Here is a 14,249-nt window from a genome sequence, read left to right as displayed (position 1 = left end):
AGAGATTGATCGGTCGCCGCCTCCAAAACGAAGCGACACGGCCGCCGGATGCGCCGTGCGCGGTGCACATGTCCGGGTTGCGACCGTTTTGCCGCGGTCAGGGACTTGGCAGGCGCCTTGCTAGGCTCTATAGACCCCCCTCCACGAATTCACCTTTTTGAAGGAGTTCGGCCGATCGGCCGATTTCCATTCGAGATGTCGCCCGGGAAACTAGGCGGCGATGGCCGGAAGGACTTCGGGGCATCCGCCTCGGAAGCCTCATCCGGCCATGTCCTGTCCGAGACTGCAGGGGCCGGCTCGCCGGCTTAATCCTTAAAGCGCCTGCACAGACGGGGAAGACCGAGTTTTCGACACGCTCCACCTTACGCGGTTTCCGCGGAGGAGGGGCATCGGTTTGAACCATCTCGCCCATGGCGAAGCGCTTTCGGCGCGGCGTTAGGGGACAGGGCCGTGAAGCGTCGTTCGGACGGTTCCGGCTTTTAGCCGAAACCGTTTCCGGGCGGCATGTTGCAACCGGCGGATCCTCCCCGAGGTTCCGCCAGAACCGGAGAGAGCCCAGGTGGACAGGACAGCTAAAGCTGATCTCGTCTCGACGCTCAACGGCGTGTTCTCCAAGAACGCCGTCGTCGTCGTGGCCCACTACAAAGGCCTCACGGTCGCCGACATGCAGAAGCTGCGCTCGCAGATGAAGCAGGCCGGCGCCACCGTGAAAGTCGCCAAGAACCGCCTCGCCAGCATCGCTCTCGATGGCACTGACGTCGCTTCCATCAAGCCCCTCCTGAAGGGCCCGACCTTGCTTGCTTATTCGAGCGATCCGGTCGCGGCTGCCAAGGTGGCGGTGGATTTCGCCAAGGCCAACGACAAGCTCGTGATCCTCGGCGGCGCCATGGGAACGACTGCCCTGAACCCGGATGGTGTGAAGGCCCTCGCCTCGCTCCCGTCCCTCGACGAACTGCGCGCCAAGATCGTGGGCCTCATCCAGGCTCCCGCGACCAAGATCGCCCAGGTCGTCAATGCGCCGGCGTCCAAGCTCGCCCGCGTGTTCGGGGCCTATGCCACCAAGGACGAGGCTGCCTGAGGCAGTCGCCCTTTAAAATCAAACCGTTCAAACCGATCTATAAGGAAATCTCACATGGCTGATCTTGCCAAGCTCGTCGACGACCTGTCGTCGCTGACCGTCCTCGAGGCCGCTGACCTCGCCAAGATGCTCGAAGAGAAGTGGGGCGTCTCCGCCGCTGCTGCCGTTGCCGTCGCCGCCGGCCCGGCTGCTGGTGGCGCTGCCGCTGCTGCGGAAGAGCAGACCGAGTTCACGGTCGTTCTCGCCGCCGCCGGCGACAAGAAGATCGAGGTCATCAAGGAGGTCCGCGCGATCACCGGCCTCGGCCTCAAGGAAGCCAAGGACCTCGTCGAAGGCGCTCCGAAGCCCGTCAAGGAAGGCGTCAACAAGGAAGAGGCCGACAAGCTCAAGGCCGCTCTCGAGAAGGCCGGCGCCAAGGTCGAGCTCAAGTAAGAACCGGGTGGGCTGCATCAGGCCCATCATTTCCGGACTTCCCTCGGGACGTCCGGCACCAGATGCCCGCGAGCCCTACCGGCTCGCGGGCTGACGCCGCTTCCGGCGGCCTGCGGATCGGGGTGGTTCGGCGGGCGACAGAAGACCGAGATTGAAGTTTGGGTGGGGCGGTCCGGCGGGGCACGTCTCACGGCCCGGAGCGGGAAGGGCACTTTCCCCGGGCACCTTTACGCGGGTTAGGTGGAGCGAGATCACATGGCCAACACGCTGGTCGGTCGGAAGCGCATTCGCAAGTTCTTCGGCAAGATCAAGGAAGTGGCAGAGATGCCGAACCTCATCGAGGTTCAGAAGGCGTCCTACGACCAGTTCCTGATGGTAGACGAGCCCGAGGGCGGCCGCGGCGACGAAGGCCTGCAGAGCGTCTTCAAGTCGGTCTTCCCGATCTCCGACTTCTCGGCCACCGCGCTCCTCGAGTTCGTGCGCTACACCTTCGAGCAGCCGAAATACGACGTCGACGAGTGCCGCCAGCGCGGCATCACCTTCGCGGCACCCCTCAAGGTGACGCTGCGCCTGATCGTATTCGATGTCGATCCGGATACGGGCGCCAAGTCCGTCAAGGACATCAAGGAGCAGGACGTCTACATGGGCGACATGCCGCTCATGACGGATAACGGCACCTTCATCGTCAACGGCACCGAGCGCGTCATCGTCTCGCAGATGCACCGCTCGCCGGGCGTGTTCTTCGACCACGACAAGGGCAAGACCCACTCGTCGGGCAAGCTGCTCTTCGCCGCGCGTATCATCCCGTATCGCGGTTCCTGGCTCGACGCCGAGTTCGACGCCAAGGACATCGTCTACGTCCGCATCGACCGTAAGCGTAAGATCCCGGCGACCTCGTTGCTCTTCGCACTCGGTCTCGACGGCGAAGAGATCCTCTCGACCTTCTACGACCGTGTCACGTATGCCCGTGACAAGGCCGATTGGCGCGTGCCGTTCGACCCCGAGCGCCTGAAGGGCTTCAAGGCCACCGTCGACCTGATCGACGCCGATTCCGGCGAGGTCGTGCTCGAGGCCGGCAAGAAGATGAACGTGCGCAACGCGCGCCTCATCTCCGAGAAGGGCACCAAGTTCCTCAAGCAGACCAACGAAGACCTCGTCGGCCAGTACATCGCCGAGGATCTCGTCAACCTGAAAACCGGCGAGATCTACGCCGAGGCGGGTGACGAAATCTCCGAGAAACTGCTCGACGGTCTCGATGAGGTTGGCATCCAAGACCTGCCGGTGCTCGACATCGACCACGTCAATGTCGGCCCCTACATCCGCAACACGCTCGCCGTGGACAAGAATTCGGCTCGCGAGGGCGCGCTGTTCGACATCTATCGTGTCATGCGCCCCGGCGAGCCGCCGACGCTGGAGACGGCGGAAGCGATGTTCCACTCGCTGTTCTTCGATCCGGAGCGCTACGACCTCTCGGCCGTCGGCCGCGTGAAGATGAACATGCGCCTCGACCTCGACGCCGAGGACACCGTGCGCACCCTTCGCAAAGAGGACATGCTCGCGGTCGTCAAGGCACTCGTGGACCTGCGCGACGGCAAGGGCGAGATCGACGACATCGACCATCTCGGCAACCGCCGTGTGCGCTCGGTCGGCGAGCTCATGGAGAACCAGTACCGCCTGGGCCTCCTACGCATGGAGCGCGCCATCAAGGAGAGGATGTCGTCCGTCGACATCGACACCGTGATGCCGCAGGACTTGATCAACGCGAAGCCGGCAGCTGCCGCCGTGCGCGAGTTCTTCGGCTCGTCGCAGCTCTCGCAGTTCATGGACCAGACCAACCCGCTTTCGGAAGTCACCCACAAGCGCCGTCTCTCTGCGCTTGGCCCGGGCGGTCTGACCCGCGAGCGCGCCGGCTTCGAGGTGCGCGACGTGCACCCGACCCATTACGGCCGTATCTGCCCCATCGAGACGCCGGAAGGCCCGAATATCGGCCTCATCAACTCGCTCGCGACCTTCGCGCGCGTGAACAAATACGGCTTCATCGAGACGCCCTTCCGCAAGGTGAAGGACGGCGTGGTGACAAACGAGGTCTCGTATCTCTCCGCAATGGAAGAGGCGAAGTATCACGTCGCCCAGGCCAACGCGCAGATGGACGCGAACCGCAAGCTCACCGAGGACCTCGTGGTCTGCCGTCGCGCAGGCGAGGTCATGGTGGTCACGCCCGATCGCGTCGACCTCATGGACGTGTCGCCGAAGCAGCTCGTTTCGGTCGCGGCCGCGCTGATCCCGTTCCTCGAGAACGACGACGCCAACCGCGCGCTGATGGGCTCGAACATGCAGCGCCAGGCGGTGCCGCTGGTCCGCTCTGACGCTCCATTCGTCGGCACCGGCATGGAGGCCGTGGTCGCCCGCGATTCCGGCGCCGCCATCGCCGCGCGCCGTTCCGGCATCGTCGATCAGGTGGATGCCACCCGTATCGTCATCCGCGCCACGGAAGAGGCCGACGCAACCAAGCCCGGCGTCGACATCTACCGCCTGCAGAAGTTCCAGCGCTCCAACCAGTCGACCTGCATCACGCAGAAGCCGCTGGTGCGTGTCGGAGAGCCGGTGAAGAAGGGCGAGATCATCGCCGACGGTCCCTCGACCGAGTTCGGCGAGCTCGCGCTCGGCCGCAACGTGCTCGTCGCGTTCATGCCGTGGAACGGCTACAACTTTGAGGATTCGATCCTGCTCTCCGAGCGGATCGTGAAGGATGACGTGTTCACCTCGATCCACATCGAGGAATTCGAGGTGATGGCCCGCGACACCAAGCTCGGTCCGGAGGAGATCACACGCGACATCCCGAACGTCTCGGAAGAGGCTCTCAAGAACCTCGACGAAGCCGGCATCGTCTATATCGGCGCCGAGGTTCACGCTGGCGACATCCTCTGCGGCAAGATCACGCCGAAGGGCGAGAGCCCGATGACGCCGGAGGAGAAGCTGCTCCGCGCCATCTTCGGCGAGAAGGCCTCGGACGTTCGCGACACGTCGCTGCGGGTTCCGCCGGGTGTCACCGGCACGATCGTCGAAGTCCGCGTGTTCAATCGCCACGGCGTCGACAAAGACGAGCGTGCTCAGGCGATCGAGCGCGAGGAGATCGAGCGTCTCGCCAAGGACCGCGACGACGAGCAGACCATCCTCGACCGCAACACCTACGCCCGTCTGTCGGACGTCCTGATCGGCCAGTCGCCGATCGCTGGCCCGAAGGGCTTCAAGAAGGACACCAAGCTGACCCGCGAGGAGATCAGCGAGTATCCGCGTTCGCAATGGTGGCAGTTCGCCGTCGTCGAGGACCGTCTGATGACGGAAATCGAGGCGATGCAGAAGCAGTACGACGAGTCGAAGAAGCGCCTCGAACAGCGCTTCCTCGACAAGGTCGAGAAGTTGCAGCGCGGCGACGAGTTGCCCCCCGGCGTCATGAAGATGGTCAAGGTCTTCGTGGCGGTGAAGCGCAAGATCCAGCCGGGCGACAAGATGGCCGGCCGTCACGGCAACAAGGGTGTCGTGTCGCGGATTGTGCCGATCGAGGACATGCCGTTCCTCGAGGACGGTACGCATGCCGACATCGTGCTGAACCCGCTGGGCGTGCCCTCGCGCATGAACGTCGGTCAGATCCTGGAGACCCACCTCGGATGGGCCGCCGCGGGCCTCGGCCGGAAGGTCTCCAAGGCGGTCGACGCCTATCTCAAGACGCAGGACATCAAGCCCCTACGGACCGAGATGGAGGCGATCTACTCGCCGTCCGAGCTCGAAGGGCTGTCCGACGAGGACCTCGCCGAGGCTGGCAACAACGTGCGCCGCGGCGTGCCGATGGCGACCCCGGTCTTCAACGGCGCGAAGGAAGCCGACATCGAGCAGATGCTGGAAATGGCCGGTCTCGACCGGTCGGCCCAGTCGACGCTCTATGACGGACGCACCGGCGAGGCCTTCGACCGCAAGGTGACGATGGGCTACATCTACATGCTCAAGCTTCACCACCTCGTGGACGACAAGATCCACGCGCGGTCAATCGGCCCGTACTCGCTTGTCACCCAGCAGCCGCTGGGCGGCAAGGCGCAGTTCGGCGGCCAGCGCTTCGGCGAGATGGAGGTCTGGGCGTTGGAGGCCTACGGCGCGGCCTACACCTTGCAGGAGATGCTCACGGTGAAGTCGGACGACGTGGCCGGCCGTACCAAGGTGTACGAGGCCATCGTGCGCGGCGACGACACCTTCGAGGCGGGCATCCCCGAGTCCTTCAACGTGCTCGTCAAGGAAATGCGTTCTCTCGGCCTCAACGTGGAGCTCACCTCCACCAAGAAGAACGCGAACGATCAGCTCGAGCCGCCGGCCGAGGCAGCCGAGTAAGCTAGCGACGGCAGCTCCCGTGCCGGGTCACATGACCCGGCACGGTCTGAGCGGGGAGGGGAAGAGCCTTCCACACTGACGGCCAGCGGCGTCCGGGCGGACGCGGCGCCACATGATTTCAGTCGTGACACCCAGGCGCGGGGTCTCACGCGAACAAGGAGCGGATCATGAACCAAGAGGTCATGAACCTTTTCAACCAACAGTCTCAGCCGCAGAGCTTCGACCAGATCAAGATCTCGATCTCGTCTCCCGAGAAGATCCTCTCGTGGTCGTTCGGTGAGATCAAGAAACCCGAGACGATCAACTATCGGACGTTCAAGCCCGAGCGCGACGGCCTGTTCTGCGCGCGCATCTTCGGACCGATCAAGGACTACGAGTGCTTGTGCGGCAAGTACAAGCGCATGAAGTACAAGGGCGTCATCTGTGAGAAATGCGGCGTCGAGGTCACCCTGGCGCGCGTCCGTCGCGACCGCATGGGCCATATCGAGCTAGCCGCTCCCGTCGCCCACATCTGGTTCCTAAAGTCGCTCCCGAGCCGCATCGGCCTGTTGCTCGACATGGCCCTCAAGGACCTCGAGCGCATCCTGTACTTCGAGTCCTACTGCGTCATCGAGCCGGGCCTCACCCCCCTCAAGGAGCGTCAGCTCCTGACGGAAGAAGAGTACCTGCGCGCACAGGAGGAATACGGCGAGGACAGCTTCACGGCGATGATCGGCGCCGAGGCGATCCGGCGCATCCTGCAGGAACTCGACCTCGAAGGCATCGCGGCCTCGCTCAAGGAGGAGATCGCGACGACGACCTCCGAGCTGAAGCCGAAGAAGCTGATGAAGCGCCTCAAGATCATCGAGGCGTTCCAGCTCTCGGGCAACAAGCCCGAGTGGATGATCCTGACGGTTGTTCCCGTCATTCCGCCGGACCTGCGCCCGCTGGTTCCGCTTGACGGCGGCCGCTTCGCCACGTCGGACCTCAACGACCTCTACCGTCGCGTCATCAACCGCAACAACCGCCTGAAGCGGCTGATCGAACTCCGCGCGCCGGACATCATCATCCGCAACGAGAAGCGCATGCTTCAGGAGGCCGTCGACGCGCTGTTCGACAACGGCCGCCGTGGTCGCGTCATCACGGGCGCCAACAAGCGCCCGCTGAAGTCGCTCGCCGACATGCTGAAGGGCAAGCAGGGCCGCTTCCGCCAGAACCTGCTCGGCAAGCGCGTCGACTATTCGGGCCGCTCGGTCATCGTGGTGGGTCCGGAGCTGAAGCTGCACCAGTGCGGTCTGCCGAAGAAGATGGCGCTGGAGCTGTTCAAGCCCTTCATCTATGCGCGCCTCGACGCCAAAGGCTTCTCGGCCACAGTCAAGCAAGCCAAGAAGCTCGTCGAGAAGGAGAAGCCCGAGGTCTGGGACATCCTTGACGAGGTGATCCGCGAGCATCCCGTGATGCTCAACCGCGCTCCGACGCTCCACCGCCTCGGCATCCAGGCCTTCGAGCCGAAGCTGATCGAAGGCAAGGCGATCCAGCTGCATCCGCTCGTCTGCGCGGCGTTCAACGCGGACTTCGACGGCGACCAGATGGCCGTGCACGTCCCGCTGTCGCTCGAGGCGCAGCTGGAAGCGCGCGTCCTCATGATGTCGACGAACAATATCCTGCACCCGGCCAACGGTCAGCCGATCATCGTGCCCTCGCAGGACATCGTTCTCGGCCTCTACTACCTCTCCATCGTCGGCGAAGGCCTGATCGGCGCGTTCCAGCCGGACAATAAGCAGAACCCGATGCAGGGCGTGTTCGGCGACGTCGGCGAGCTGGAGCATGCGCTGGCGGCCAAGACCGTGAAGCTGCATTCGAAGATCAAGTGGCGCTGGAGCGGAATTGGTCCGGACGGCGAGCCGCTGACCAAGACCTACGACACCACTCCGGGCCGCGTGATCCTGTCCGGCGCGCTGCCGAAGCACGCCAAGGTGCCCTTCGACGTCGTCAACAAGCTGATGACCAAGAAGGAAATCTCGGGAATGATCGACACCGTCTACCGCCACTGCGGTCAGAAGGAGTCGGTGATCTTCTGCGATCGCATCATGGCGCTCGGCTTCACCCACGCGTTCAAGGCCGGCATCTCGTTCGGCAAGGACGACATGGTCATCCCCGAGAACAAGTGGTCGATCGTCGACACCACGCGCTCGCTAGTGAAGGATTACGAGCAGCAGTACAATGACGGCCTGATCACTCAGGGCGAGAAGTACAACAAGGTCGTCGATGCCTGGGCCAAGTGCTCGGACAAGCTCGCCGCCGAGATGATGCTGCGCATTTCCTCCGTTCAGAAGGACGAGGACGGTGCCGACAAGCAGGTCAACTCGATCTACATGATGAGCCACTCCGGTGCCCGTGGTTCGCCGGCGCAGATGAAGCAGCTCGCCGCGATGCGCGGACTCATGGCCAAGCCCTCGGGCGAGATCATCGAGACCCCGATCATCTCGAACTTCAAGGAAGGCCTCGACGTTCTCGAGTACTTCAACTCCACCCACGGCGCCCGTAAGGGCCTGGCGGACACGGCGTTGAAGACCGCCAACTCCGGCTACCTGACGCGCCGCCTCGTCGACGTGGCGCAGGACGCGGTCATCCGTGAGGTAGATTGCGGCACGACCAACGGCATCAAGATGCGCGCCATCATCGATGCCGGCCAGGTCGTGGCACCGCTGTCGAGCCGCATCTTGGGTCGCGCCTCGGCCGATCCGCTGACCGCTGCCGACGGAAGCGTCATCGTTGCCGCCGGCGAGACCATCGAGGAGAAGCACCTTCCGGCCATCACGGCGGCCGGCATCCAGGAGGTGAAGATCCGCTCGGTTCTGGTCTGCCAGACCAAGAGCGGCGTTTGCGCCACCTGCTACGGGCGCGACCTCGCCCGCGGTACGCCCGTCAATATGGGCGAGGCCGTCGGCGTCATCGCCGCACAGTCGATCGGCGAGCCGGGCACCCAGCTCACCATGCGTACCTTCCATATCGGTGGCGCGGCCCAGATCGCCGACTCGTCCTTCGTCGAATCCAGCTTCGAAGGCACGATCACGATCCGCAATCGCTCGATCGCCAAGAACTCGGATGGCGACCTCATCGCCACCGGGCGCAACGTGGCGGTCGTCGTGCTCGGTGCCGACGGGGCCGAGCGGGCGGTTCACCGTCTGCAATACGGCGCCAAGCTGCGCGTCGACGAGGGTGACAAGATCAAGCGCGGGCAGCGGATCGCCGAATGGGATCCCTATACTCGTCCGATCGTCTCCGAAATCGATGGCATCGTCGCCTACGAGGACCTCTACGACGGTCAGTCGATCACTGAGACCACCGATGAGTCGACCGGCATCTCAAAGCGCGTCGTCATCGACTGGCGTGGTTCGCCGAGGACCTCCGACCTCAAGCCGGCGATGGTCATCGTCGACTCGGAGGGCAAGCCCCTGAAGCTGCCGCGTGGCTCCGAGGCTCGCTACCTGCTGCCGGTCGAGGCCATCATCGGCGTCGATCCCGACACCAAGATCAAGGCGGGCGACATCCTGGCGCGTGTCTCGTCGGAATCGGCCAAGACCCGCGACATCACCGGCGGTCTGCCGCGGGTGGCGGAGCTTTTCGAGGCACGTCGTCCGAAGGATGCGGCGATCATCGCCGAGAAGTCGGGCACCATCGCCTTCGGGCGCGACTACAAGAACAAGCGCCGCCTCTCGCTGACGCCGCATGACGGCAGCGAGAACGTCGAGTACCTGATCCCGAAGGGCAAGCACATACACTTGCAGGACGGGGACGTGGTCGAGCTCGGCGACTACATCGTCGACGGCAACCCGGCGCCGCACGACATCCTGGCGATCAAGGGCGTGGAGGAGCTCGCTGCCTACCTCGTCAACGAGATCCAGGAGGTCTACCGGCTCCAGGGCGTGCTCATCAACGACAAGCACATCGAGGTGATCGTCCGGCAAATGCTGCAGAAGGTGGAGATCACCGACGGCGGCGACTCGGACATCATCCCGGGCGACCAGATCGACCGGACCGAGTTTGCGGAGTTCAACGAGAAGCTTCTCGCCGAGGGCAAGAAGCCGATCCAAGGCGTGCCGGTTCTGCTCGGCATCACCAAGGCCTCGCTGCAGACGAAGTCGTTCATCTCGGCGGCCTCGTTCCAGGAGACCACCCGCGTCCTCACCGAGGCGGCGGTCAACGGCAAGGTCGATACGCTCGAAGGCCTGAAGGAGAACGTGATCGTCGGCTCGCTCATCCCGGCGGGCACCGGTTCACTGGTGGCCGACATTAAGTCGATCGCTCGCCGTCGCGACAGCCTGATCCTGAAGCAGCGCGCCGATGAGCACGCGGCCCGCAATCCGGCGCCGGTCGGCGAGCTGCCGCCGGCCGCGGCCGAGTAGAGTTGAGCCTGATCGATAGAAGAAAGGGCGGCCTTCGGGTCGCCCTTTTTCGTTTCGTTGACCTTCGAAGGACCGTCGACGGGCACGTTCGTCCGAAGTCTCGGCCCCTTTGAGAAGAATATCTTGCCGAGCCGTTGACGTCCTACGAATCCCCGCGTAGAGACGCGTCACTTCGGTTGGCCAAGAGTCTCCGACGGTGCGAAGCATTGCTTCGAATGACCGTCGCCGGGCCACCGCCGAGGCTCACATAACCTGACTTCTGTCAGATCCGTGGGTACGAACGCGCCCTCATACGGCGTGATCCTCTGCCTCAAATACGCCAAAGGCCGGCATCGGCCTCTGGCGTTGTTCGTTTTGCCGTCGGCTCCGCGAGGGGTCGAGAGTTCGAAGATCAGGGGCGCCACCGAGCGACCCGAGGGATGAGGGCAGAGAATGCCGACGATCAACCAGCTGATCGCCCAGCCGCGTAAGGCCCAGAAGGCCCGCAACAAGGTGCCAGCGCTCGACGCCTGCCCGCAGAAGCGTGGCGTGTGCACCCGCGTCTACACGACGACCCCGAAGAAGCCGAACTCGGCTCTGCGTAAGGTCGCCAAAGTCCGTCTTACCAACGGCTTCGAGGTGATCGGCTATATCCCGGGCGAGGGCCACAACCTTCAGGAGCACTCCGTGGTGATGATCCGCGGCGGTCGCGTGAAGGACCTTCCGGGCGTGCGCTACCACATCCTGCGCGGCGTGCTCGACACTCAGGGCGTCAAGAACCGCAAGCAGCGTCGTTCGAAGTACGGTGCCAAGCGTCCGAAGTAAGATCCGGATCCAATATTTCCACGGCCTCGTAAGGATGCTGCCGGCTCTCGAGCTGAGGCGGCCTGCGCGGGGTGCTTAAGACGATTTTACGAATACAAGGCTCGACCCCATGTCTCGTCGTCACTCTGCCGAGAAGCGCGAAATCATCCCGGACGCCAAGTACGGCGACATCGTCCTGACCAAGTTCATGAATTCGATCATGTACGAGGGCAAGAAGTCTGTCGCCGAGAGCATCGTCTACGGTGCCTTTGAGATCGTCGAGAACCGCGCCCGCGCTAACCCGATCGAGGTCTTCCGGGCTGCTCTCGAAAACGTCGCTCCGGCAATCGAGGTGCGTTCCCGCCGCGTCGGCGGCGCGACTTACCAGGTTCCCGTCGAGGTTCGCACCGAGCGCCGCCAGGCTCTCGCGATCCGTTGGCTGATCCAGGCTGCCCGTGGCCGCAACGACCGCACCATGGTCGAGCGCCTGTCGGCAGAGCTGCTCGATGCCGCCAACAATCGCGGCAACGCCGTCAAGAAGCGCGAAGACACGCACCGGATGGCGGAAGCCAACCGCGCCTTCTCGCACTACCGCTGGTAACTGGCCTAAGCCCCCTTTTTCGGAGAGACCCCGATGGCCCGCAGCCATAAGATCGAGGACTACCGTAACTTCGGCATCATGGCCCACATTGATGCCGGCAAGACGACGACGACCGAGCGCGTCCTCTACTACACCGGAAAGTCCCATAAGATCGGCGAAGTCCACGAGGGCGCCGCCACGATGGACTGGATGGCGCAGGAGCAGGAGCGTGGCATCACGATCACGTCTGCCGCGACGACGTGCTTCTGGCGTGAGAAGCGTCTGAACATCATCGACACCCCCGGCCACGTCGACTTCACCATCGAAGTCGAGCGCAGCTTGCGCGTGCTCGACGGTGCCGTGTGCGTTCTCGACGGAAACCAGGGCGTCGAGCCGCAGACCGAGACCGTCTGGCGTCAGGCCGACAAGTACGACGTGCCGCGTATCGTGTTCGTCAACAAGATGGACAAGATCGGCGCCGACTTCTTCAAATGCGTCGACGACATTATCAAGCGCGTGGCCGGCAAGCCGGTCTGCCTGCAGCTGCCGATCGGTGCCGAGAACACCTTCCGTGGCGTCGTCGACCTCATCAAGATGAAGGCGATCGTCTGGTCAGGTGAAGCCCTCGGCGCGAATTTCGACGAGGAAGAAATCCCGGCCGATCTCGCCGATCAGGCCGTCGAGTACCGCACCAAGCTGATCGAGGCTTGCGTCGAGCTCGATGACGACGCGATGGCCGCCTATCTCGACGGCACGGAGCCGGACGCCGATACGCTGCGCAAGCTCGTGCGCCGCGCCGTGCAGCTGCGCGCCTTCCATCCGGTGCTCTGCGGCTCGGCCTTCAAGAACAAGGGCGTCCAGCCGCTGCTCGACGCGGTCGTCGATTATCTGCCGTCTCCCGCCGATCGCGGTGAGATCAAGGGCCTCGATTTCAAAACCGAGGAAGAAGTCGTCCGTCACCCGACCGACGAAGATCCCTTCTCCATGCTCGCCTTCAAGATCATGGATGACCCCCACGTTGGCACAATCACCTTCTGCCGCGTCTATTCAGGCAAGGTCGAGGCTGGCGCCAACGTCATCAACTCGTCGCGCGACAAGAAAGAGCGCGTCGGCCGCATGCTCCTGATGCATGCGAACAACCGCGAGGACATCAAGGAGGCTTTTGCTGGCGACATCGTCGCTCTGGCCGGTCTCAAGGATACCCGCACCGGCGATACGCTCTGCGATCCGGTCAAGGCCGTGATCCTCGAGAAGATGGAGTTCCCCGAGCCCGTCATCGAGATCGCCGTCGAGCCGAAGTCGAAGGCCGACCAGGAGAAGCTCGGTATCGCGCTCCAGAAGCTCGCCGCCGAGGATCCGTCCTTCCGCGTCTCGACCGACCAGGAATCCGGCCAGACCATCCTTCGCGGGATGGGCGAGCTCCACCTCGACATCAAGGTCGACATTCTGCGCCGCACCTACAAGGTCGATGCGAATATCGGTCAGCCGCAAGTGGCCTACCGTGAGAAGCTGACCCGTCGCCAGGAGATCGACTACACGCACAAGAAGCAGACCGGCGGTACCGGTCAGTTTGCTCGCGTGAAGTTCGTGGTCGAGCCGAACGAGCCGGGTGCCGGCTTCGCCTTCGAGTCGAAGATCATCGGCGGCGCGGTGCCGAAGGAGTACATCCCCGGCGTCGAAAAGGGCCTGAACTCGGTCCTCGGCGCTGGCGTGCTCGCCGGCTTCCCCGTGGTCGACATCAAGGTCGAGCTGATCGACGGCGCGTACCATGACGTCGACTCCTCGGCACTGGCCTTCGAAATCGCTTCTCGCGCTGCTCTGCGCGAAGCGCTCCAGAAGGGCGGTTCGGTGCTGCTCGAGCCGGTGATGAAGGTCGAGGTGGTCTCGCCGGAAGAATATACTGGTTCGGTCATCGGCGATCTCAACTCCCGCCGTGGCCAGATCCAGGGCCAGGACATGCGCGGCAATGCGAACGTCATCAATGCGATGGTGCCGCTCGCCAACATGTTCGGCTACGTGAACCAACTGCGCTCCTTCTCGCAGGGTCGCGCCAGCTTCACGATGCAATTCGATCACTACGAGGAAGTGCCGCGCGGCGAGGCCGACAAGGTTATCGCCAAGTACGCCTAAGGCTCAGGCCTGAAGCACTTCTTCTTCCGCAATAGACATTCGACTTTCAGGAGGCTCCGATGGGCAAGGAAAAATTCAACCGCAGCAAGCCGCACTGCAACATCGGCACGATCGGCCACGTCGACCATGGCAAGACGTCGCTGACGGCGGCGATCACGAAGGTTCTGGCGGAGTCGGGCGGCGCGTCGTTCACGGCGTATGACCAGATCGACAAGGCTCCCGAGGAGAAGGCACGCGGCATCACGATCTCGACGGCTCACGTCGAGTACGAGACGGCCAACCGCCACTACGCCCACGTCGACTGCCCCGGCCACGCCGACTACGTGAAGAACATGATCACGGGCGCGGCGCAGATGGACGGCGCGATCCTGGTGGTGTCGGCGGCCGACGGCCCGATGCCGCAGACCCGCGAGCACATCCTGCTCGCCCGCCAGGTCGGCGTGCCGGCGCTGGTGGTGTTCCTGAACAAGGTCGACCT

General features: G+C 63.8%; 8 protein-coding genes. All 8 read left to right on the top strand.

Going from position 1 to position 14,249, the window contains the following annotated elements; genetic code table 11:
• Positions 1-559 precede the first annotated feature (559 nt).
• On the top strand, positions 560-1,078 hold the full coding sequence (gene rplJ, locus GGR33_RS22180) for a 50S ribosomal protein L10 (RefSeq protein ID WP_183510098.1): 519 nt from the start codon (positions 560-562) through the stop codon (positions 1,076-1,078).
• A gap of 54 nt (positions 1,079-1,132) precedes the next feature.
• On the top strand, positions 1,133-1,510 hold the full coding sequence (gene rplL, locus GGR33_RS22175) for a 50S ribosomal protein L7/L12 (RefSeq protein ID WP_183510092.1): 378 nt from the start codon (positions 1,133-1,135) through the stop codon (positions 1,508-1,510).
• A 255-nt stretch (positions 1,511-1,765) separates the two neighbouring features.
• Positions 1,766-5,890: a DNA-directed RNA polymerase subunit beta gene (rpoB, locus tag GGR33_RS22170; RefSeq protein WP_183510088.1), complete on the top strand. Its 4,125-nt coding sequence runs from the start codon at positions 1,766-1,768 to the stop codon at positions 5,888-5,890.
• Positions 5,891-6,057: 167 nt separating this feature from the next.
• Entirely contained in the window at positions 6,058-10,278 is a 4,221-nt protein-coding gene (gene rpoC, locus GGR33_RS22165) for a DNA-directed RNA polymerase subunit beta' (protein ID WP_183510079.1), read from the top strand.
• 432 nt (positions 10,279-10,710) lie between these two features.
• Complete coding sequence (gene rpsL, locus GGR33_RS22160) at positions 10,711-11,082, top strand: 30S ribosomal protein S12 (RefSeq protein ID WP_109895591.1); 372 nt, start codon at positions 10,711-10,713, stop codon at positions 11,080-11,082.
• Positions 11,083-11,191: 109 nt separating this feature from the next.
• Positions 11,192-11,662, top strand: a complete 471-nt coding sequence (gene rpsG, locus GGR33_RS22155; protein WP_183510072.1) for a 30S ribosomal protein S7 — start codon at positions 11,192-11,194, stop codon at positions 11,660-11,662.
• 33 nt (positions 11,663-11,695) lie between these two features.
• The gene (gene fusA, locus GGR33_RS22150) at positions 11,696-13,771 is read left to right on the top strand and encodes an elongation factor G (protein WP_183510058.1); all 2,076 of its coding nucleotides are present in this window, start codon (positions 11,696-11,698) and stop codon (positions 13,769-13,771) included.
• Positions 13,772-13,830: 59 nt separating this feature from the next.
• Positions 13,831-14,249 (top strand): GTP-binding protein (locus GGR33_RS22145; RefSeq protein ID WP_183510054.1); only part of this gene is annotated, 419 nt, incomplete at its 3' end.

Source organism: Methylobacterium brachythecii, from assembly GCF_014196345.1.
GTDB lineage: Bacteria > Pseudomonadota > Alphaproteobacteria > Rhizobiales > Beijerinckiaceae > Methylobacterium > Methylobacterium brachythecii.
This window is presented reverse-complemented; position numbering and strand designations above follow the sequence as displayed.